Origin of the sequence: Pseudomonas sp. NBRC 111139, assembly GCF_001753955.1 — a bacterium.
Taxonomy (GTDB): Bacteria; Pseudomonadota; Gammaproteobacteria; order Pseudomonadales; family Pseudomonadaceae; genus Aquipseudomonas; species Aquipseudomonas alloputida.
Genome location: NZ_BCBP01000019.1, coordinates 1 through 18,338, shown reverse-complemented (window position 1 = coordinate 18,338; position 18,338 = coordinate 1). Strand labels below are relative to the sequence as shown.

Annotated in this window: 18 protein-coding genes; 3 read left to right on the top strand and 15 right to left on the bottom strand. The window is 61.9% G+C overall.

Features of this window, described 5'->3' with window-relative positions; translation table 11 throughout:
• Nucleotides 1-92: 92 nt before the first annotated feature.
• The 10 genes from BJQ17_RS04510 to mcpP form a co-directional block, all read right to left on the bottom strand.
• The gene (locus BJQ17_RS04510; protein WP_003253920.1) at nucleotides 93-2,294 is read right to left on the bottom strand and encodes an LTA synthase family protein; all 2,202 of its coding nucleotides are present in this window, start codon (nucleotides 2,292-2,294) and stop codon (nucleotides 93-95) included.
• A 135-nt stretch (nucleotides 2,295-2,429) separates the two neighbouring features.
• Complete coding sequence (locus BJQ17_RS04505) at nucleotides 2,430-3,710, bottom strand: hypothetical protein (RefSeq protein WP_003253919.1); 1,281 nt, start codon at nucleotides 3,708-3,710, stop codon at nucleotides 2,430-2,432.
• A 46-nt stretch (nucleotides 3,711-3,756) separates the two neighbouring features.
• Nucleotides 3,757-4,509, bottom strand: coding sequence for a hypothetical protein (locus BJQ17_RS04500; RefSeq protein ID WP_003253918.1), 753 nt, complete (start codon nucleotides 4,507-4,509; stop codon nucleotides 3,757-3,759).
• Nucleotides 4,510-4,554: 45 nt separating this feature from the next.
• Nucleotides 4,555-5,235, bottom strand: coding sequence for a C39 family peptidase (locus tag BJQ17_RS04495; RefSeq protein ID WP_003253917.1), 681 nt, complete (start codon nucleotides 5,233-5,235; stop codon nucleotides 4,555-4,557).
• Nucleotides 5,236-5,296: 61 nt separating this feature from the next.
• The gene (locus tag BJQ17_RS04490) at nucleotides 5,297-6,748 is read right to left on the bottom strand and encodes a hypothetical protein (RefSeq protein ID WP_003253916.1); all 1,452 of its coding nucleotides are present in this window, start codon (nucleotides 6,746-6,748) and stop codon (nucleotides 5,297-5,299) included.
• 49 nt (nucleotides 6,749-6,797) lie between these two features.
• The gene (locus BJQ17_RS04485) at nucleotides 6,798-7,376 is read right to left on the bottom strand and encodes a hypothetical protein (protein WP_003253915.1); all 579 of its coding nucleotides are present in this window, start codon (nucleotides 7,374-7,376) and stop codon (nucleotides 6,798-6,800) included.
• A gap of 1 nt (nucleotide 7,377) precedes the next feature.
• Nucleotides 7,378-7,815 (bottom strand): hypothetical protein, encoded by a 438-nt coding sequence (locus BJQ17_RS04480; protein ID WP_003253914.1) that lies wholly within the window; start codon nucleotides 7,813-7,815, stop codon nucleotides 7,378-7,380.
• A 297-nt stretch (nucleotides 7,816-8,112) separates the two neighbouring features.
• Nucleotides 8,113-8,682 carry an AAA family ATPase gene (locus tag BJQ17_RS04475; protein ID WP_070095572.1) on the bottom strand — a complete coding sequence of 190 codons (570 nt, stop codon included), beginning with the start codon at nucleotides 8,680-8,682 and terminating at the stop codon, nucleotides 8,113-8,115.
• Nucleotides 8,679-9,245: a nicotinamide riboside transporter PnuC gene (pnuC, locus tag BJQ17_RS04470; protein WP_070095571.1), complete on the bottom strand. Its 567-nt coding sequence runs from the start codon at nucleotides 9,243-9,245 to the stop codon at nucleotides 8,679-8,681. Before pnuC ends, BJQ17_RS04475 begins: the two co-directional genes overlap by 4 nt.
• A 423-nt stretch (nucleotides 9,246-9,668) precedes the next feature.
• Nucleotides 9,669-11,303 (bottom strand): methyl-accepting chemotaxis protein McpP, encoded by a 1,635-nt coding sequence (gene mcpP / locus BJQ17_RS04465; RefSeq protein WP_004577467.1) that lies wholly within the window; start codon nucleotides 11,301-11,303, stop codon nucleotides 9,669-9,671.
• A 300-nt stretch (nucleotides 11,304-11,603) separates the two neighbouring features.
• Here mcpP and BJQ17_RS04460 point away from each other — a divergent pair, with 300 nt between their 5' ends.
• Together BJQ17_RS04460 and BJQ17_RS04455 are read left to right on the top strand one after the other, a co-directional pair.
• Nucleotides 11,604-12,434 carry an undecaprenyl-diphosphate phosphatase gene (locus BJQ17_RS04460; RefSeq protein ID WP_026031837.1) on the top strand — a complete coding sequence of 277 codons (831 nt, stop codon included), beginning with the start codon at nucleotides 11,604-11,606 and terminating at the stop codon, nucleotides 12,432-12,434.
• Entirely contained in the window at nucleotides 12,427-12,840 is a 414-nt protein-coding gene (locus BJQ17_RS04455; RefSeq protein WP_019751400.1) for a DUF1294 domain-containing protein, read from the top strand. Before BJQ17_RS04460 ends, BJQ17_RS04455 begins: the two co-directional genes overlap by 8 nt.
• 58 nt (nucleotides 12,841-12,898) lie before the next feature.
• Here BJQ17_RS04455 and BJQ17_RS04450 read toward each other — a convergent pair whose 3' ends face one another.
• A complete protein-coding gene (locus BJQ17_RS04450) occupies nucleotides 12,899-13,258 on the bottom strand; it encodes an MmcQ/YjbR family DNA-binding protein (RefSeq protein WP_070095570.1) in 360 nt (119 codons plus the stop codon).
• Nucleotides 13,251-14,153 carry a LysR substrate-binding domain-containing protein gene (locus BJQ17_RS04445; RefSeq protein WP_003253907.1) on the bottom strand — a complete coding sequence of 301 codons (903 nt, stop codon included), beginning with the start codon at nucleotides 14,151-14,153 and terminating at the stop codon, nucleotides 13,251-13,253. Before BJQ17_RS04445 ends, BJQ17_RS04450 begins: the two co-directional genes overlap by 8 nt.
• 133 nt (nucleotides 14,154-14,286) lie before the next feature.
• Between BJQ17_RS04445 and BJQ17_RS04440 the strand changes: the two genes are divergently transcribed.
• On the top strand, nucleotides 14,287-14,898 hold the full coding sequence (locus BJQ17_RS04440; protein ID WP_003253906.1) for an FMN-dependent NADH-azoreductase: 612 nt from the start codon (nucleotides 14,287-14,289) through the stop codon (nucleotides 14,896-14,898).
• 68 nt (nucleotides 14,899-14,966) lie between these two features.
• Here BJQ17_RS04440 and BJQ17_RS04435 read toward each other — a convergent pair whose 3' ends face one another.
• From BJQ17_RS04435 to BJQ17_RS04425, 3 genes are all read right to left on the bottom strand, one after another.
• Nucleotides 14,967-16,169: an NAD(P)/FAD-dependent oxidoreductase gene (locus tag BJQ17_RS04435; protein WP_019751401.1), complete on the bottom strand. Its 1,203-nt coding sequence runs from the start codon at nucleotides 16,167-16,169 to the stop codon at nucleotides 14,967-14,969.
• Nucleotides 16,170-16,249: 80 nt separating this feature from the next.
• A complete protein-coding gene (locus BJQ17_RS04430) occupies nucleotides 16,250-16,849 on the bottom strand; it encodes a helix-turn-helix domain-containing protein (RefSeq protein WP_017147667.1) in 600 nt (199 codons plus the stop codon).
• A gap of 39 nt (nucleotides 16,850-16,888) precedes the next feature.
• Nucleotides 16,889-18,338: FAD-dependent oxidoreductase (locus BJQ17_RS04425; RefSeq protein ID WP_070095569.1), on the bottom strand; the 1,450-nt coding region annotated here is incomplete at its 5' end.

The window sequence follows — 18,338 nt, the reverse complement described above, 5'->3', positions numbered from 1 at the left end:
TGCTGTCTCCTCGCTGGGGGATTCACACCTTGGTCGAGTACGACCAGGTCGATTCGACAAGCACCGGTGACCGGGCGATGAGCGGTACCTGCTTAGCCCGAATGAGCGATATGCCCCTCGGCCAGCTCATCGGCGCCGTCATCCTCACCCGGCAGGGCGGTGATCACGCTGAAGTCGCTGACTTCTACCTTGCCGCCGCCATAGCCCAGCAAGTGGAAGGAAAACGCCTTGCGCTCGGTCGGGTTGTCGAAGCTGAACTCCATCTCCAGTGGCGCGTCGGCAGTGACCTTTACCTCTTCTGGCAGGCCCAGCGGCACGTCCTGTTCCAACTGCTTGGCCTTGAGCCGGATATAAGCCGCACGTTCAGGGTCCAGCGAGCGGACCTTGACCCGCACGCGGGTATGCGAGCCTCCGGGCATTTCCAGATACTGTGCGCCAATGAGGTTGTCGGCCCAGTCATCGTGAATGCGCTTGCGCAACTTGATCGGCGAAGGGCCGCCAAACTGGTAACGCAGGTTGAGTGGGGTTTGCAGCAAGGATTGGTCGAGCACCCCGGCCAATGCGCCGATCTGTTGGCCCAGCAAGCTGTCGGCCGGCCCGAGGTAGCGGGCCTGGTCGGCGATAAAGCCCTCACTGGCATAACGCCGGCAGCGCTGTTGGAAGTCACATTCAGTGAACAGGCCCTGGCCATTGTGGTAGCGCAGCATGCCGTTGGTGTAGGAGATCATTTCGCGGCCGCTGTCGTAGTCGCGGTACAACGAGCGACCGCCAAGCGCCACAGGAATGGGCAGTGCGAAGTAGTCGAGCAGCGAGGTGGCCAGGTCGATATGGCCGTAGGTGCCGCGCTTGATGGTTGGCAGCTGGGCTTGCTCCGGCGCCAGGGTAAGGTTGAAGCCCCAGGACGACGCCAGGCGCACGCCATCGATGCCGTGAGACTCGTCGGAAGTCACCACCACCAGTGTGTCCTTGAGGACGCCCTGGCGCTCGAGATTGTCAAGAAATGCCCCGACTGCGTCATCCAGGTAGGCGACCGCTGCCTGTTTCGGTGTGTCGAAGCGCTCGAGGTACTCGGCTGGCGCCGAATAGGGCTGGTGGGTGCCCACGGTGAGCAACGTCAGCATCCATGGCTTGTCCTGCTTCTGCAGCTGGCCCACATAGCCCAGGGCACCTTCGAAGAAGGCGCGGTCATCCTTGCCCCACGGGAAGTCCAGGTAGTTCTTGTTGGCGAACCACTCCTGGCCATGCACCGAATCGAAACCGATGTGCGGCATGATGCGGTCCTTGGCCATGAAGCGCAGGCCCGCGCCTTGCAGGTAGTGGGTGGTGAAGCCGGCCTGGCGCAATTGCGCCGGCAGGCAGGCCTGGTTGCGTTCGTTCTGGGTCAGCAGCTCTACGCCCTTGGGCGTGCCGTTGGCCAGCTTGTCGTAATCGCCGCACAGCATCGCATACAGGCCACGGATGGTCTGGTGGGTGTGCAGCACGTAGTCTGGGGTGTTCATGCCGCGCTCGGCCCACTTGCTGAGCTTGGGCATCAAGTCGTCGTTGAAACGGCTGTTCAGCGCCTGGCGGTTAGGCTGCAGGTAGGCGCCCGGGATGCCTTCCAGGGTAATCACCAGCAAGTTGCGGGCGCTTCCAGGGCCGGCAAGCAGCCTTTGCCCATGCAGGTCGGATTGAGTCAGGCCGCTGCTGGCCAGCGGGGTGAAGGGTTGCGTGCGGCCCATCCAGCCTTCGACCTGGCGTTGCAGGTTACCGACCCCGGCAGACATCAATTGGTGGGGGAGGTTGTATTGCCGCCACTGGTCGGCATCGGAAGGTACCCACTGCTGGCTGCCCCAATGCGCGCCGAACAGCAGTACGGGTATGGCCCAGGCTTTGCGCGGCAGTGGCAGGTTACGCCGTGCACGGCTGCGCCACGCACAGGCCAGCCAGGCCAGCAAGCCGCCACCCAGGGCCCAGGGCAGCCAGGCATGGGCCAGGCCGCCACCGGTCGAATTTTCCATGAATTGCGGGTCGGTCAGGTAGTTAAGGTCGGCGCTGGTGGGCAGTCGGCCCACTGCGCTTACCAGTTCGGCCGAGGCCACCCACAGCGCCGCCCAGGCCAGCAGCACGGGCAGCGCCAGCCACCACGGCCTGCGGTGTAGCAGCACTATCAACAGGCTGCCGAGGGCGAGATCGGACAGGTAACCGAACGGGTTGGACCAACCCAGCATGGCGCGCGTACCCAGTGGGATCACCAGCACCAGGGCCGCCAAAGTGGCAAGCCGGGTGCTTGGGTGGTCGGACAGGTTCTTCACAAAAACTTCCCTTTTGCCATTAAATCGTCATGCATCTGTGCTTGATGATATCAGGCCTGGGCAGGGAAGGCGGCCGGTTACAAGGCTTGTAACCAAAGCCGGGCCCGTTCGCACAGGCCCGGCCGATGGCAACTATCAGAAGTAATAAGGGAATTTCAGGCTGAAAGAAAAGTCAGGTGCGTCATCGGTCAGACCAATGGACAGGTTGGGCACGATGGTCAGGTTGTTGGTGGCGGCGAAGGTCAGGCCGATGTTGAAGTTGGCGGCGTTGTAGTCACTGTTGGAGATCGATTGCCAGTCGCCGCCATCAGGTTTGATCTTGCTCTTGCGGGCGAACTGGTCGGATACCGAGAACGACATACTCATCTTTTCGTTCAGGGCAAAGGCGATGCCACCGCCGATCTGCCACGAGTCGCCAAGCTTGACGTCACCCGGCACCTTGCTGTTCACCTGTGGACTGATGTCGCTGAACGAGTCTTGCATGTTGTAGGTGTAGGACAGGCTGCCGAACAGCACGGCCGGGTCGAAGGTCTTGACCAGCGAGATGCCCGGTGTGATCGACCATACACCGTTGCCGGTCGGTAGGCTTTCCGGTACCGCGAGGTTGTTGTTGCCGTCCACCTCGCGCAGTTTGATGCCATAGGGGTCTTTACCGGTCGGCGCCTTGATTCGCAGGGTGGCCACTGCGTCAGGCCAGGTTTCGTCCTCGTCGAGGAATTTATAGGCCACCCCAACGTTGATATCGCCGATTTCCGGGTCGCGGGTCACGCTGGCATCGGAAGTGGTTGCCCCGGCTCCCCCCGCACCGCCAGACGAGTAGGTGGATTCGCGGTAAACCACGGGGACGTTGATATCGAACTGCCAGCGCTGCGCCAGGTTATAGCGCGCGGTCATGTCCAGGGTCCAGTTGTCAGCCTTGATCCGGTCGAGGTTGATGCTGCCGAGGAAGATCGAGTCCAGGGCCAGAAAGCCATTGAGGGTCAGCGCACGGGTATCGTAATGGGTATAGGTGACGCCGGTTTCGAAGCTGAACTTGCCCCCGCCGAAGAATCCGCTGGCTTCGTCATACAGGTTGGAAACGCTTTGCGCCGGCTCGGAATCGGCTGTCAGCGCCTGGCCGTAGGAGCTTCCTGTAGTGCCCGGTGCGCCAGAGGCGACGGTCTGCGCACCTTTCACCCCCTCGGCCGGAGACTTGACCAAGCGTTTGGGTTGCGCGGCAGCAGGGGCCTCCTCGACCTGGCGCACACGTTGCTCCAGCACCATCAGCGCCTGTTGCTGTGCCTCATAGCGGCGTTTGAGTTCAATCAGTTCCTGTTTCAGCGCTTCGACTTGTGGGTCGGCGGCTGCGTAAAGTGCGGTGGCGGGGGCCAAGGTAGTCAAGCACACAAAAGCTCTGAGCGTAAAAGATCGGTACATGGAGTTGCCGTCCCTTCCAACTACTTTTGATGAGACTGAGCGTAGATCAGTATCCGAAGGTGCGAAGACCTTTGAGCTGGTCGAGGCTACCGTTGAGGGAAGCCGCTGTCGGCACGCTCTCGCGCATGACAACGTTCAGGGTGGTGACGTTGTTGACCAGGTTGCCGTTGCCAAGCAGCGTCGAGTTCTGCAACAGGCCACCTTGGGCCAGGCGTTGTACGCTGCTGCCCTGGTTGTTGCTGGCATTGATGTTGAGCTGCACGCCCACACCGCTTGAGGAGACACTGAGCGCGCCGGCGCCATTTTCCCCGACCAGGGTCTGACCGGCGGCCAGTACCTGGCCTTGCTGTTGTGCAGCGGGGGCCTGGTTGGCTTTGGTCACGTTGATGTCGACGTTGTTGTAAGCGGCGTTGTTGTCACCGGCTGCACGGACCACCTGGGTCACACCTTCGGTGGTGGTCAGGCCGTTGCCGCCCGTTACCACGCCAGTCCCGGCTGCAGACGCGCTGCTCGGCGCCGTACCTGCGCCTTTTCTATCGATCATCGATACATAGAACTGGGGTTTGATGGTCGATTGCTGAACCTGCAGCGTGGACGTTGCCCCGATCACATCCCCTTTTGCATTTTGCCAGGTGCTGGACATGACAATGCCGAAGCTCACGATTCGTCCGGGCATCACATAGCGGCCCCGCAGGTTGGCCAGCTCCTGGTCCTTCAGTTCGATGGGTTTCAACGCCTCTGCGTGACTGGGCAGGCTGGCTGCCAGGCAGGCGATGGCCAACCACAATGAAGTCTTCATGAAATGCTCCCTGGAGCCTCATGCTCCTTGTCATTAGAACAGTCGTTAGAAGAAGTCGCTTCTGATGAAGCCGAAGTCCAGCAGCTCTGAGTCCTGCACGGGGGTGAAGTTGTTCACCCGGCCCTTGGCGGTCAGTGGCAGGGGCGGGTCGAGCAGGATGTTGTTCTTGTCGTAACCCTGGCCGATCACCGCGAAGATGATGCCGTTCCAGCCCTTGAGGAAATCGTCGACCTTGTATCGCCTGTGGCCCAGCACCGGATCACCGATGTACACCCAACCTTTGTCGACTTTCTGCATGACCACGAAGTGCTTGTAGCCGCGCACATCCATCAGCACCACGACAGGAATGCGTACGCTGTGCAGGGTTTCAGGCGCCACCCGGTAACCGCGGGCACGCATCCCGAGGCTTTCGACGTAGCGCTTCATGTCGAGCATCGAGAAGCCTTGCGTACGCACAAGGTCCTGGTCGGCGTGGGCCAGCATGCCTTCGATGATCTGATGTTCGTCCACATCCAGCCAGTACGCCTGGCGCAGGATGGTCGCCAGCGCGGCGGCGCCGCAGCTGAAGTCGGTCTTTTGTTGCACCAGGTCGGCGAACTTGCGTTCACGCAAGCTCTGGATCGGTTTGAACACCACAGCGCCGCCCGGCAGGACGGACAGCGGCATTTGTGCAGCTTCGCTCACGCTGGCCAGGCACAGCAAAAACGCCAAGGCGAAAATACGCATGATCGGATGCCTTAGGGTGTGTTGAAGAAAGGCCCCCCGAAGGGGGCCTCAAGCACAGCGGTCAGAACGAAGTGTTGGAGATGGCCAGCGAGTTGCTTTGCTGGTTGCCCACACCGGCTGCTACGTTCACGCCCAGGTTACCGCTGCCACCGTTCACCGAACCGCTAAGGGTTGCAGTGTTGGTAACTGGGTTGGCCCAGCCGGTCGGGGTCAGCACTTGGAAGGACACAGTATTGCTCAAGTCGTAGGCGCTGCTTTCGCTGTAGCTCTTCGAAACGTCGTTCGAGGATTGTTTTGATTGCTCGCCAGACTTCGAGAACTCAGACGCCGAAGCATTCTCGTACGAAGAGTCGTGAGACTTGGTGTACGAAGATTCTTTGGACTTGTCATACGCCGATTGATGCGACTTGTCGTAGTTGGAGTCGAATGCTTTCTCGAACGACGAGTCGTATGCACTTTCGTGCGACTTGTCGACCGACACATCCAGCGACGCGCTCAGCGAACCATCGAAGGTGCTGGAGCGGGTGCGCTCGCGACGGCCATCATCGGTGGTAAAGGTACGCGTGGCGTTGGCTGCAGCGTCCAGCGAAGCTGCCAGGCTGGCGCTGCTCGAGGCGCTGTGGCTGCCGCTGGCAGAGCCACTGGCACCCCAGCCGCTCGAGCCACTTGCGCTCGAACTGTTGGAGCCGCTGGCATTGCTGGATTGCGAGCCGCTGGAGTTCCAGCCACTGGAGCCGCTGGAACTGGCGCTTTGCGCACCGGCGACGCTGAAGCTCGAAGACGAGCTGCGGTCGTCGGTCGAGTTGAAGCTACCTTCCTTCGAGCTTGAACCGCTGGCCGATTTGGTGATGGTAATCGTATCCACCCGATAGGTGCGGTCGGCGCTGTTGTTTACAATCAGGCCTGGGCCGTCCTGATTGGCTGAAGCCGTGGCAGTGGCGTTACCCAGCGGGGCACCGGTGTTGGCGATGGCCATGGTGTTTTTCTGCTGGTTGAGGTCGCCACCGGCAACGTTGATGCCAATGTTGCCCTCAGCCCCGCTGGCCGAGCCGCTCATCACAGCCGAAGACTGGGTCGAATAGTTGTCGACCCGGTTGTTTCTGCTGGTTTGCACAACGTCAGCTGTGGCACTGGCCATGCCGAACACGAAGCTGTTGTCCAGGCTCGAGTCGGAGCCTGCGTTGGCAATGGCAGCGGCGTTATCTTGCTGGTTGCCGTTACCGGCGGCCACGTTTATGCCAACGTTGCCGCTGGAGCCGGTGCCAGAGTCACTCATCTCGGCTTCGTTGATGGTGCCTTCATTGGAGATGCGGTTGCCAGTGCTGGTTTGGGTGTCCCAGGCATTGGCCGTTGCATACACAGGGATCTTGGTGGGTGGAGGCGTGTGATGACCATTGTTGTGGTGGCCGTTATGGTGGTCATTACGCCGATCATTTTGCCCAGCTTGTACAGCAACAGCCATGACCGCAGCAATTGCGAAAACCAGAGGCTTGATTGCCATCGAGGGTTTCATGGTGATTCTCCGTACGCTATTAGGTTAAGTGTCGTTCTTAACTGCAGGGTCAATCCGCGACCCGGATGCTCAAGGTGTTGGCCATTCGGTTTCCCACCCCGGCACTCTGGTTCAACTGGATCACCCCTCGGCTACCGGTGAAGGCCTGGTCACTGGTGGTGACCTGGCGATAGCCTGCTGGAATGTCAGTTGCTCCGGAGTTGTTGATCAGCGCCACGTTCTGCTGCATGAGGACGCTGTCGTCGATGCTTTGCGGTTGTGCACCAATGCTGATGTTCAGTGCGTTGGCTTGCTGGGTGTTGGCACCTGCGCTCTGGTTGACCCCCAGGGCACCGCTGCCGTTGCTGAAAGCGTTGCCCTGGATGGTTGAGCGGGCGTCCATCGCGGGGTCGGCGGGCGTGTCGAGCCGTTGCCGGATCTGGGTGCTTGCATTGGCTTCGGGGCCGACGGCGATGGCGCGCGCATTGACTTGCTGCTGTTTGTCGCCAGCGGCCTGGTTGACAGAGAGGTTGCCCTGATAGCGGCTGCCTGAGCTGTCGATATCGGCGTTGTTGATGACGGGAACCAGGGATTGCGCAAAGGCCGGTGCAGTGCAAAGGGCGGCCAGCATCAGCAGTGTGCGCTTCATCTCACTTGCCCCCGCCGGTCAGAATCTGCAGCGGCGCGAGGCCACGCTGCACGCTCGAGTTGACCATGTTCGAGATACCGTTACCCGACCCCGTGCCGCGTCCGCCCGCCAAGTTGGGAAGCTGGTTCTGGTTGCCGAGGTTGCCACCCAGGTTGTTGGTCTGCTGGGTGACCAGGTTGCTGATGCCTGCACCGCTGCTGATGCCGGCGAAGTCGCCATCGCTCAGCTCGTTGGTTTGCTTGAGCACGTGGGCAGAAGGGTTGGCATTGACGGTGGTAGGGCTCGGGTCTGGGATCAGAGGGGGGATGGTCGCGTTGCGCACCTGCACATCGCGCTTGATGATGATGATCCCCTTGTCCGCCTGAGCCGTCAGGCTGAGTGACCCCAGTACACAACCCACCAGTAATAGGTGATAGAGGCGTTTGTCACGTTTCCTCACGACGGCAACTCCTTCTTTGAGCGCTGGCCCTGTTCAGCGATGCGAACGACAGAGCAGAAGGTGTGCCGCTTTTTAGAATCTGTTTTAGATCAGATAGTTAGGGCAAGAGGCTGACAAAGTGCGACGCATGCTGTCTCAGGCTTGAAACAGCTTGCTTCGAGCGTTGCCGGCAAAGGCAGCTGTGGCCTTGATTGGAAGGGTTTTTGCAGGTGTGTTTCACAGGCTTGACACTGCACCCAGGACAGGGGGAAGCCCCGCAATTTCGGGGGCTTTGCCCCAACGGGGTGTGTCAGTGGTTTAACACTCGGTTGGGCATGATGGCGCATCGCTACCAAGTAGCATAGCAACCGATTGCAAGGCCAGCAATTGGCGCTGCGGCCAATTGCCATCAAGTATTTGGTGCGGCTGGTTGTGCCGTGTCAGCCACGCCTGGCTGTCGTCGAAAAAACGCTGACGATCGCTGAGGTCGGGTTGGCAACGCTGACCATCGGCAATCCAGTCCACCCCTTGCGGGCTGAGCAACAGGTGCAGGTCGTAACGCCGTGCCAGCAGTGCCTCTTCCAGCCAGGTTGGGCAGTCGTCGAACAGTGCCTGGCTCCAGAGCATGTTGCTCAGCAGGTGGGTGTCCAGAATTAGCAGTGGGGGTGCCTGCTCACGCGCACGGTCCTCCCATGCCAGTTGCCCGCGGGCGATGGCGGGAATATCGGCGTAGCAGGTGTCACGGCATTGCTGGTCGATGAAATGGCGCACGTACTCGCCCACCACCACGCCACCAAAATGTGCCTGGATCACCCCGCTAAGCCAGCTTTTGCCACTGGATTCTGGGCCGCACAGTACCAGCACTTTCATTGCTTGCTGCGCACTCATGGCTGTACCAACGCCGGGTCGCGGCGCCATTCCAGCCAGCCGCGTACAGCAATGAGGGTGAGCACGGCGAAGAAGCCTGCGGTGAAATACAACTGCTGATGCAGGTATTGGCCCACATAGATGATGTCGACCACCACCCACAGTGGCCAGCACTGCAGGCGTTTCTGCGCCATCCACAGTTGCGCTACCAGGCTGAATCCGGTCAGGGTGGCATCCAGCCAGGGCAGGGCGGCATCGGTCCAGTTGGCCATGGCCGTGCCCAGGGCGGCGCTCAGCAGCACCCCGGTGGCCAGGCCGGTGAACAGTGCCGGGCGTTGCAGGCGGGAGACCTGACGGGCGTCTTCAGCGTGGCCGGGGCGCTTCCATTGCCACCAGCCGTACAGTTGCAGGATGGCGTAGGTCACTTGCAGCAACATGCCCGAGTACAGCTTTACCTCGTAGAACAGCCAGCCATAAATCAGCACCATGACCAGGCCAATTGGCCAGCACCAGGCGTTCTGCTTGACCGTGAGCCAGACAGCGGTTACGCCGAGGAGGGCGGCAATGAGTTCAAGGCCGGACATCGGCGATCCTTGGAGGCTACGGGGAAGGGGCGAGATTGTAGCGGGTCGGCCGGGGAAGGTGTAGGGCGCAGCCGGTTGTAGGAGCGGGTTTGCCCGCGAACACCGGCAGCGCCGGTGCCATCCACCGCGTTGCTGCCTTCGCGGGCATGCCCACAAAGGATCGGCGGCGCCTTGATTACCAGCGCCCCGCCGCATCCTGGTCACTCTGCTTCCCCTCCACCCATCCAGTGGTGTGTCAATCAGCTTTGCCGGTGAAGATGACGCGTATCATCACTGACCTTCAGCGGGCTACACGCTCCCACTCGGATCGCGCCAGCTTTCAGAAATTGAGCAAGACAGTTGCTCCCACAGGTGCAGCGCAGGCTTGAAGGTCACTCGATACCTGCGGGAGCAGGCATGCCCGCTCCCACAAAGGGCTTGTTCTCAGACCCGGAACTGCCGCAACAACTGCTCCAGCTCTTCGCTCAACCGCCCCAATGCCACCCCGGCATCGCTGGACTGACGCGCCGCATCGGCGGTCTGCTGCGACAACCCGGCAGTATCCAGCACATTGCGGTTGATCTCTTCGACCACATGCGACTGCTGCAAGGTAGCGCTGGCAATGGAGGCATTCAATGCGGTGAGGTTGTTCAGCACCTGGTTGATGGCGTCCAGGCTGGCGCCGGCCTCGCGGGCTTGTTCGACAGTCTGGCGCGATGCCTCGCTGCTGGTGTCTATGGCCTTGACCGCAGCGTCCGACTGACTCTGCAGGTGCTCGATCATGGTATGAATCTCGGCCGTCGATTGTGCTGTACGCTGGGCCAGCAGGCGCACCTCGTCGGCGACCACGGCAAAGCCTCGGCCTTGCTCGCCAGCCCGTGCAGCCTCGATGGCGGCATTCAGCGCCAGCAGGTTGGTCTGTTCGGCAATGGAACGAATCACGTCCAGCACGCCGCCGATGCGCGTGCTGTGGCCGGCCAGGTCGCGGATTACCTGTACGGCCTCATCGATGGTCAGCGACAGGCGGTCGATCTGCGCCAGGCTGCCGTGGATGGCCTGCTGGCCGTGCGTCACCTGTTGTTGTGCCGTCCGCATCTCTCCGGCGGCCTGTTCAGCGGTCTTGGCCACGTCCTGCACGGCGTAGGTCACCTCATTGACTGCAGTGGCCACCTGGTCCATCTGCAACGATTGCTGGGCACTGCGCTGTTGTGCGGCACCCGCATTGTCACCGACGTGCCCGGCGGACTGGGCCAATGCGTGGGCCGCGCCTTGCAGTTGGCCGACGACACCTTGCAGTTTGCCGTTGAAGCGGTTGAAGTGCTCGCCCAGGTGGGTGATCTCGTCGCTGCCATGGGTGTCCAGGCGCCGGGTCAGGTCGCTTTCGCCGCTGGCGATGTTGCCCATCGCCTGCACCGCTTCCTGCAGCGGGCGGGCGATGCTGCGGGCGATCAGCATGACCACCAGCGCCATCAGCAGGGCAATGCCCACGCCAACCAGCGAAGCGTCGCGCAACTGGCGAGCGAATTCGGCCTGCACGTCATCGACGTACACGCCCGAACCGATGATCCAGCCCCACGGCTTGAACAACTGAATATACGAGGTCTTGGCTACCGGTTCATTGGCGCCGGGCTTGGGCCAGCGATAGTTGACCGGGCCGGCGTCCTGCTGGCGGGCAAGGGCGACCATTTCGTTGAACACGGCGAAACCATCGGGGTCGCGGATGGCGGAAAGGTCCTGGCCGTCGAGCTTGGGGTTGGCCGGATGCATGATCATCTTCGGCCCCAGGTCGTTGATCCAGAAATAGTCGTCATGGTCGTAGCGCAGCGCGCGCACTACCTGCAGCGCCTGTTGCTGGGCGGCTTCGCGGCTGAGCGTGCCGGCAGCTTCCAGGCCTTGGTAATAGGCCAGCACACCCGCGGCGGTTTGCACCACATGGCGGGTTTTCTCCGCCTTGGCCTGGTACAGGTCGCCATGGATCTGCCGCAGCATCAGCAGGCCCAGTACCACCAGCATGGCCACTGCCACCACAAGGATCAGCCACAGGCGCTGACTGATTGACATCGATCTCAGAGTGTTCATCCATCAGCTCCCGCATTGTTCTTTTTATTGAGGTGCATCGAAGCATGCTTTGCAGCGAGCCCACACCCGACTAATGGCTAAGTGCTATGTTGGTGATAGTCTGCAACGGGTCGGGTAAAGCAATTGCCAAGGGGCTCTGTCAGGATTTCGGCCGCGCAAGATGAAACCTTTAACAGGCATGAACTTTTCCGCTGGCGTTGCGCCCAACAGTCGCTGTAAAACAGCCGGGCCGTGTAAGGCAATTTCAAGCAAATCAAGAACAAGGGGCCTGCGACAAGCAGCGCTCCATCCGGGGGAATGATGGATTTTTGGACTGCCTTCCAGGCAATCATCTTAGGCGTGGTCGAAGGGCTGACGGAGTTTCTACCGATCTCCAGTACCGGTCACCAGATTATCGTCGCCGACCTGATCGGTTTTGGCGGCGAACGGGCCATGGCTTTTAACATCATCATTCAGCTGGCGGCGATCCTGGCGGTGGTGTGGGAGTTTCGCAGCAAGATTTTCGAAGTGGTCTTCGGCCTGACCCACCAGCCCAAGGCGCGCCGATTCACGGGCAACCTGCTGCTGGCGTTCATGCCGGCGGTGGTCCTGGGTGTGCTGTTCGCCGACCTTATTCACGAATACCTGTTCAACCCCGTCACCGTGGCGGCGGCTTTGGTGGTGGGGGGCGTCATCATGCTCTGGGCCGAGCGCCGTGAGCACCGCGTGCAGGTGGACCATGTGGACGACATGCGCTGGAGCCATGCGCTGAAAATAGGCTTCATCCAGTGCCTGGCGATGATCCCGGGCACGTCGCGCTCCGGTTCGACCATTATCGGTGGCCTGCTGTTCGGCCTGTCGCGCAAGGCAGCGACCGAGTTCTCGTTCTTCCTGGCAATGCCGACAATGGTCGGTGCGGCGGTATATTCGGGCTATAAATACCGTGACTTGTTCCAGCCCGGCGATCTGCCGGTGTTCGCGCTCGGCTTCGTGACCTCGTTCATCTTCGCCATGATTGCCGTACGGGCGTTGCTCAAGTTCATTGCCAACCATAGCTACGCGGCATTTGCCTGGTATCGCATTGTGTTCGGCCTGTTCATTCTGGCGACCTGGCAGTTCGGTTGGGTTGACTGGTCCACGGCACATGGCTGAGGCGCTGCGTGGGCAACGGGCTGAAGGCGTGCGCAATGTGCGCCTGAAGCTGCTGCTGTTGGGCGTGCTTTGCCTGTTGCCCGGCCTGGGGGCGGCGCGCATGGCCTGGAACGATCAGGCCTGGTGGCCGTTGGCGTTGTACCCGGCCATGAGCCTGATCAGCCTGTTGCTGTATTGGCAGGACAAGCAGCAGGCACGTAAACAGGCCTGGCGTACACCCGAGAAAGTGCTGCATGCCAGCGAGTTGCTCGGTGGTTGGCCGGGGGCGCTGTTGGCGCAGCAGCTGTTTCGGCACAAGACCCGCAAGGTGTCGTTCCAGTTGGTGTGCTGGGGGATTGTGCTGCTGCACCAGGTGTTCTGGGCAGACTGGCTGTTTCTTGACGGGCGTTATCTGCCCCTTGGTTGATGTGCAGTTGTGCCGGCCTCTTTGCGGGTAATGCCGCGAAAGGGCCGGTACAGGTAGATCACATGACCAACCCCGCCTGCAACCGCTTGGGCAACCGACGCACGACCAGCTGGTGCGACCGCTGCAACACATCACACAGTTCATCACGCCCCATGGGGTAGGGCGGCGCCATGCTGACCCATCGCGCCCGCGCCAGGTAAGGCGCCGGCCGTATCCCGGGGCGATCGCAATAACCCAGAAACAGCTCGTCGGCTACCTTGAACGACAACCCGGCACCCGCCAGGTCGAGCACCGCGAACATCTTGTTTTCTGCCACCGAAAACACTCGGATGCCGCCCCATTTGTAGTCTTCCCGCGCCCCCGGCAGGCTCAGACAGAATGCCGCCACCTGGGCCTCGCTCATCTTCCGTTCAGACATACCGCTCTCCACAAGCCTCGAATGACGCCGCCAGGTGATCGATCCACACTCGGACCGCAGGCAGCAGGCCGCGCCGGTGTGGGTAAACCGCCTGCAGGTAGCCACCCGGCAGCGACCAGTCTGGCAGCAGGCGCACCAGTTCGCCGCGTTCCAGTTCCTCTTCACAGAACATGCTGGGCAGCGCAGTGAACCCCAGCCCGGCACGTACAGCAGCGTTACGTACTACGAAATCATCGATCGCCAAGCGTGGCTCCAGCGCTATTTCCTGCTGCTTGCCATGGGGGCCGAACAGGCGGAAGTGTACCAGCCGGTCCGCTTCGGCTGCGCCCAGCACGGGCAATGATGCCAGCTCGCCCGGTTCGCGAATGTGGTCGGCAAAACCGGGTGCAGCCACCAGTTGCATTTGTGCCTGGCGCAGGCGGCGGGTGACCAGGGCCGGGTCTTCGTCGCCCAGGTCGCGTACGCGCAACGCTACGTCAATGCCTTCGGAAATCAGGTCGACCCGGCGGTTGAGCAATACCATGTCCAGTTGCACCAGCGGGTACTGCTCGAGAAAGCGGCTGATCACATCCGGCAGGAAGGCGTGTGCCAGTGCCACCGGGCAGGAAACCCGCAAACGCCCGCGCGGTTCACTGCTCATGCTGGCCACGGTTTCGTCGGCGGCTTCGGCCTCCAGCAGCATGGCCTGACAATGATGCAAGTAACGTTCACCTACTGCGGTGAGCTTGAGTTGCCGTGTGGTGCGCTGCAACAGGCGTGTGCCCAGGCGCTCTTCGAGCTCGGCGATACGCCGCGACAGGCGCGACTTGGGGATACCCAGCTGGCGCCCGGCGGCGGCGAATCCGCCGGCTTCGACGACGCGCGCGAAGTAGAAGAGGTCGTTGAGGTCTTGCATGGGCATGTCTCACTGTTCCATATGTGGGACAAACTAACGCATTTTTGCTTACTTATCAGCTATTGATCACTTCGATAGGATTCTCCCCATCGTGATCGCCCACAGATGCGGTCTTCACTCACAGGAGAGTCCCATGAAACTGTTGCACATCGATTCGAGCATCCTGGGCGACAATTCCGCCTCGCGTCAGCTGAGCCGCGAAGTGGTCGAAGCCTGGAAGGCTGCAGACCCAAGCGTTGAGGTGGTTTACCGCGACCTGGCTGCCGATGCCATTGCCCACTTCTCCGCCGCCACCCTGGTCGCTGCAGGCACCCCTGAAGACGTACGCGACGCGGCCCAGGCTTTCGAAGCCAAGCTGAGCGCCGAGACGCTCGAAGAGTTTCTGGCTGCCGATGCTGTGGTGATTGGCGCGCCAATGTACAACTTCACCGTGCCGACCCAGCTAAAAGCCTGGATTGACCGTGTGGCCGTCGCCGGCAAGACCTTCAGCTACACCGAAGCCGGCCCGCAAGGCCTGTGCGGCAACAAGAAAGTGGTGCTGGTTTCCACTGCGGGTGGCCTGCACGCTGGCCAGCCGACTGGCGCCGGGCATGAAGACTTCCTGAAAGTGTTCCTGGGCTTCATTGGTATTACCGACCTGGAAATCGTCCGGGCCCACGGCCTGGCCTATGGCCCGGAGCAGCGCAGCCAGGCGATCGATGCTGCACAGGCGCAGATTGCCAACGAGCTGTTTGCGGCTGCCTGATCAAGGGAGCGGTTGGTTGCAAGCGTGGCCCTGTCGAGGGACAAGGCCACTCCAACCCGTAGAAGCGTTCAGGCTACCGGAATAAGCGGATCAGCGGCTGCCAAGGCTGCTGCACGGTCAGCCGCTGGCGGATAAATCCACACTGAATTGATCTGGCGCTTCAGCGCCTTGGCTTCGGCCTTGTCCTCCGGTGGCGAAACCTCACGGTCCCATCCTTCGGTATACACCGCACCCCAAGCCCCCAGGTCCAGGCAGGTCACGTACTTGGGCTGGCTGTAAGCCATCGGTGCCACGCCAATCAGCTCGGCCGCGGCATTGTTGCCTGCGTGGCGCCCCAGCGGAATCGCATGCTGGCACGACATCATTGCAGGGTTGCCAAGCGCGTCACAGGTGGCATAAGCCACGTCTCCCGCGGCATACACGGCATCATTGCCCTTGACCTTCAGGTTGCCATCGACATGCAAGCGGCCGCGGTTGTCGCGCTCGCCGCTGATCTGTTCGGTGAGCGGGTTGGCCTTGAAGCCAACCGTCCAGACCACCGTGCTGGCGTCGATACGCTGGCCGTTGTCCAGCTGTACACCGGCAGGGTCTATCGAAACCACCGTGGCACCGCAAACCCACTCCACGCCCAGGGCCTCGCATGCCTGCTCGATGGCTGGGCGGATGCCGTCACCCAGGGCTGCGCCAATCCTGGCGCCGCGGTCGATTACCACTACGCGCAACGCGGCGTCTTCACCCAGTATCGCGCGCAAGCGGGCCGGCAGTTCGGTGGCCGTCTCGATGCCGGTAAAACCGCCCCCGGCTACTACCACAGTATTGCGTGCCGGCGTGTTCGGCAGGCTGGCCAGTGACTTCAGGTGGGTTTCCAGGCGTGCGGCGCTGTGGAGCTTGTCGACGTCGAAGGCATGCTCGATGCCGTCCATGTCAGGGCGCTCAAGCTCACTGCCGCAGGCCATGATCAGACGGTCATAGGGCAGGGTGCAGCGAGTGCCGCTGCGGGTGCGATAGCCCACGCGGCGGGCCGCTTCATCGATGTGGTATGCCGTGCCCTGCACGAAACGGACATTGACAGCGTCGAACAGCGCCTGCAGGGGGGCGGCCAGGGTATGCGCGTCTGGCTCGTAGAAGCGCGGACGCACATGCAGTTCAGCCTGGGGCGCGAGCAAGGTGACCTCGACGTCCTTGCTGCCGTTGAGGTCAAGCTGGCGGATGGCGCTGAGTGCGCTCCACAGGCCGGCAAAGCCCGCACCAATGATCAGGATCTGCTTCATGGTTGTGCTCCTTTGAAGTTCGGTGGACAAGGTAGACCGTATTGCCGGTCAACGGCGTTACCAGTGCTTGCCGGAGTGCTTCAGAATGTTGGCGGTGTGATCACCCAGATCACCACGGCATCCACTTCACCGGGGTTGCCGTAGCGATGGGGCTCCTGGCTCGAGAAGCTGAAGCTGTCGCCTTCACTCAGCTGGAAATGCCGCTCGCCTACCCACAGCTCAAACGTGCCGCTGAGCAGGTAACCGGCTTCTTCGCCGTCATGGCTGTAGCTTTGCTGGCTGTAAGTACCTGGCGGGAAACGTGAGTGCAGCATCTCCAGCTGGCGGTTGGGCTGGGGAGTGAGCAGTTGATCAACGATGCCATCTTCGTAATGCACGCTCAGGCGGCTGTTGCGCCGCACCACATAGCCTTGGTCTTCGGGCGCGGTGGTGGCTTCGCTGGCGAAGAACCACTGGATGGTCACGCCCAGGCTGCGGGCGATATTGAACAGCGCCGGGATCGACGGGTAGGAGAGGTTGCGCTCCAGCTGGCTGATGTAGCCTGCGGTCAGTTCACTGTGTGCGGCCAGCTCCGCCAAGGTCATGCCGCGGCGCTTGCGCAGGCCGCGGATGCGGGTGCCGAGGAACTGCGGCGCGGCGCCCCCGGGTTCGCTGGCGGGGGGCTGGGAGGGTTGGCTCATGCGCGTCGGTCCATCGCAAAAGCCGCAGTATGTACAGCCTCAGAGTGCCCAGGCAACCATCAGGCCATCGTGAATCGCTTCTTCGGCCGTGCGCGGCGCCAGGCAGTCGCCAATCCGCCGTACGTCCACCACACCTGCCAGTTCAGTGGCCAGGTGGTCTTGCGGTAGATGCCCCATGCACAGCACCAGGGTGTCGATGCCTTCGAAGATCATCGGATCGCCGCTGGCGGTGTGCTGCAAATACACCGTGTTGTCGTCGCTGCCATACAGGCGTGCGTATGGGGTGACAGGGATACCCAGGCGATGCAGCTCGCCGGCCAGTTGGTCACGTACATAAAGCGGCAGGCTCTCGCCGCAATGAGTGCCGTTGACCGCCAACTGGACCTGATGGCCTTCGCGCACCAGGCGTTCGGCGATACCGGGGCCTATCCAGTCACAGCGCCAGTCGATCACCAGCACCGAACGCCCCGGTTTCACCTCATTGCGCAGCACTTGCCAGGCGTCCACTACCTGAAGCTCGCCGGTACGCTCGAACGCCGGCCAGTAGGGTGTGGCGCCGGTAGCGGCAATGACCAGATCAGGGCGCTCACGTTCGACCAGTGCGCGGTCGACCCGGGTGTTGCGCACCACTTCTACACCTGCCAGGGCCATTTCCCGTTGAAGGTTGGTGCTGGCGCCACCGAACTCGCTACGCCTTGGCAGTAGCTGGGCCAGCAGCACCTGCCCACCGAGCTGCGGGCCCGCCTCGTACAGCGTGACCTGGTGCCCGCGCGCGGCGGCCACGGCGGCGGCCTTCATGCCGGCAGGCCCGCCGCCGGCGACCATTATGCGCTTGGGCGAGGAAGTGGGCGTGAGGTGCCCATACTGCAACTCACGCCCGGTTTCCGGGCGCTGGATGCAGGAAATGGGCAAACCACGATGGAAATGGCCGATGCATGCCTGGTTGCAGGCGATGCAGGCGCGCACGTCTTCGACCTGGCCGCGTTCGGTCTTGCCTGGCATCGACGGATCGCAGATCAGCGCCCGGGTCATGCCGCACACATCAGCCTGGCCGCGGGCCAGGATCAGCTCGGCTTCCTGGGGCTGGTTGATGCGCCCGGTGACGAACAGGGGGATAGCCAGCTGTTGCTTGAAGGTGCCAGCCTCGCGGGCCAGGTACGCCGGTTCGATGGCCATTGGTGGCACGATATGGACCGCGCCACCCAGCGAGGCCGAGGTACCGGCGACGATATGCAGGTAGTCGAGTTGGCCCTGCAAGGCCACGGCAGCAGCCAGTGACTCGTCTTCGCTCAGGCCCTGGCTGTCGCGCTCGTCAGCGCTGATGCGCAGGCCAATGATGAACTGCTCATCGGTGGCGGCGCGCACCGCGGCCAGCACTTCGCGCAAGAACCTCAGGCGCTGATCCAGGTCACCGTTGTAGCCATCACTGCGTAGGTTCACCCGGGGGTTGAGAAACTGCGCGGGCAGGTAGCCATGGCTGGCCACCACC